This window comes from Methyloceanibacter sp., from assembly GCF_058506495.1.
In genome coordinates this window covers 1-2,486 of sequence record NZ_JBZMXT010000169.1, presented here as the reverse complement: position 1 = coordinate 2,486, position 2,486 = coordinate 1, and the positions used below count along the sequence as shown (strand labels likewise).

Annotated in this window: 3 protein-coding genes; all 3 read right to left on the bottom strand. The window is 57.6% G+C overall.

Annotation, left to right across the window (positions count from 1 at the left end; genetic code table 11):
- On the bottom strand, positions 1-643 hold a 643-nt coding region (locus AC33YF_RS13685; protein WP_491777768.1), incomplete at its 3' end, for a hypothetical protein.
- Positions 644-1,119: 476 nt separating this feature from the next.
- Positions 1,120-1,566: an aconitase X swivel domain-containing protein gene (locus tag AC33YF_RS13680; protein ID WP_491777767.1), complete on the bottom strand. Its 447-nt coding sequence runs from the start codon at positions 1,564-1,566 to the stop codon at positions 1,120-1,122.
- Positions 1,567-1,643: 77 nt separating this feature from the next.
- Positions 1,644-2,486, bottom strand: an 843-nt coding sequence (locus AC33YF_RS13675) for an aconitase X (RefSeq protein ID WP_491777766.1), incomplete at its 5' end; no start/stop codon positions are given.

Here is a 2,486-nt window from a genome sequence, read left to right as displayed (position 1 = left end):
TGATATGGCGATTGGTGAGAAAGATAGCGTCAACCGTAATCTTACCCGCTCTAACGACCCAGCCGGCCTCTTCACCGCCTTGATGGTAATAGAGGTTCCGCAAAATAAACGCTGGATCGTAGGCTGAATACGTATTTGCGGTCCCACCGGCGGTCCCGACACTAGCGAAACCGAGATCTTGCGGACCAGTCGTCCCGTAGTCCCAACGACCTTCAACGCCGAAAAACAGCTCGCCCTGTGTTGGCTGCCCCCGACGAACCAGCGCCCAGCGGCCGGTAAAATCGAAGTCAGTTGCGATTCCCGAGTCATCAGTCCCAGGCCGCACCTTTGATGCACCCTGATAAACAGTGTGGAAGGCCAGCCCGAACTTCATGTGCGCGGCACGCGACATCCGTTCATTGAAAGCCTTGAATTTGTCCCGCAGTGGCTGCAGGGGTGAGAATGGGATCAGCCCGTGCGATTGCGCCGCACGAACCTCAGCATGCTCGAATTGATTCTTCGGGTCCTGCCGAGAGTCAGCAAAGCCGACAGGCTCCTGCGGCTTGGCGGCGGCAGCGCCACCTGTACCCTCTTGGGCCTGAGCCTTGCCAGAGGCTGCCATCATCAAGAGAAAGACGCATAAACCAGCCAATGGTTTCGTCATGAAGCCTGCCCTCTCTCGAGCCGCGAATCATTTTTTCTTCGCTGAAAGTATCAGGCGAAAGCCCAATTGGTCGGCTCTTAAGCTGGCCACGCAAGAGTTAAATACGCGGTGTGACTCGTTTGTTACGCCATCAGTTTGGCGAAACATTTTGCGTCGAATAAAACATCCCCTGAGCCCCGCCTACATGGCCCAGAGGCCGAGCTTGGCCTCCGTTGCCATTCGATTAGTTCATCAAAACGGCATGCGGCGTTGTCGGTAATGAGAGAGGACAAGGCGCGCAAGCAGACGAGAGCGATCTGCGGAGCAGAAGCAGTATTCAAAAAACGACGTCGTTAAAGGTTCTTTGTCGCCTGCGGGCAGAATCCCGCTCACCTGGTCCGCTGGTGCTCACCACCCTCCGGCGAAGCAATGGCATTTTATGCACCCGGCAACTCAAGTGTCGTTGCCGGGCGCTTCGTTGGACCTATCTTAGTGCGCTAGCCGACTTCGACCGTTCCGTCTTCACTAATTTTTATCGCATCGCCGGTCTTCACAGTATTCATGAACTCGTCGCCCAGAAGGTCGATCGTGATGACCTTCCGGTCGTTCCAGATGTCATCCATGATCAACCCGCCTGCCGCGATGCTGTCGATGTGGTCCGAGAACAGCATCGCCTTAAACCCGACGCCGAGCAGGTTCATGCCCATGATCGCGCCAGCGCCCATGGTCGAGCCGACGGTCTGGGGCGTGCAAATGATCGCTCCGCTCAGATCCTTCTTATAAAGCTCCGCATTGTTGGCGTCCGTGCAGGGCGCGTCCTTTGTGTTCCCGGCAAACATATTGGTGAAGTAGGATGCGGTCGTATTGAAGGGTTGCTTCGATACGAGCGCCTCACCTTCGAGCTTTCCCGGAATAATGGGGCGTCCTTTAAACGTCTTTGCCATGCTCAGTCTCCAATCAGATCGGTTTACCTGGCCGACCGGGCTCGCGGAGCCCGATGCCGCTAGATGTTCCTTTAAGCCTAGACCTTGCCGGTCAGCACAATGTCGATGAGCTTCTGATCGGGGAAATAGCGGATCGACGAATAGTTTCGGTTCTTGGCGGAGTTCGTGACCCCACGAATGCGATCCGAAAAGCCCTTCATGCCCGAATAGCTGACGGCGCACATGTTGGTGTACGAAACGCCGGCGGCCTTCCCCTTGCCTGCGAGCTCCGGTTCCTCCATCAGGATGCGCGTACGCACGACGGTGGGCATGAAGATGTAAACCGGGATCGCCGTCTTTTCTTGGCCGGCCTTGTCAAGCGCGTCCGTTATCATCTTCAGCCATCGCACGGACTCCTCGTAGTTGCAGTGCGGGCAGCCGATGAAACAGGTCGTCGGGTCGCCGTCCTTATCCGGCCAGAGATTTTCAAAGGTGTCGATGATCGCCTGCTGCTCTTTGTCGTCGAAGACGTAGGTCTGGAAGTCCTTGACCAGCAGATCGCGACCCTTGTCCTTAGGCTCCGGCGTCACACCTTCGACGTGGTAACAGCCGACGGCGCCGGCGGCCGCAGTGGCGCTGCCCATGTACTTCAGCTTGTGCCAGTTGTCGTTGGTAACCTCGCCGCCGAAGTACTTGTCGACGCCCGCTATGTACGGGATGTCCTCGACGCATTTCCGGCCGATCGCCGTGCCGAGCACGCCCCAGTCTGGCTCCTTCGACGTTTTGACGTCGATGAGCCACTTGGCCTTGCGGCCCTCGTCGGTCATGAGGCCGAAGAGTGGCGCCTTGCCAAGCATAGCGCAGAGCATCTCCATCCCCGCGCCGTAGCGATTGGTCCGGATGCCGAGGACCGAGTTGCCGTAGTTCACGGCCGAGGACTC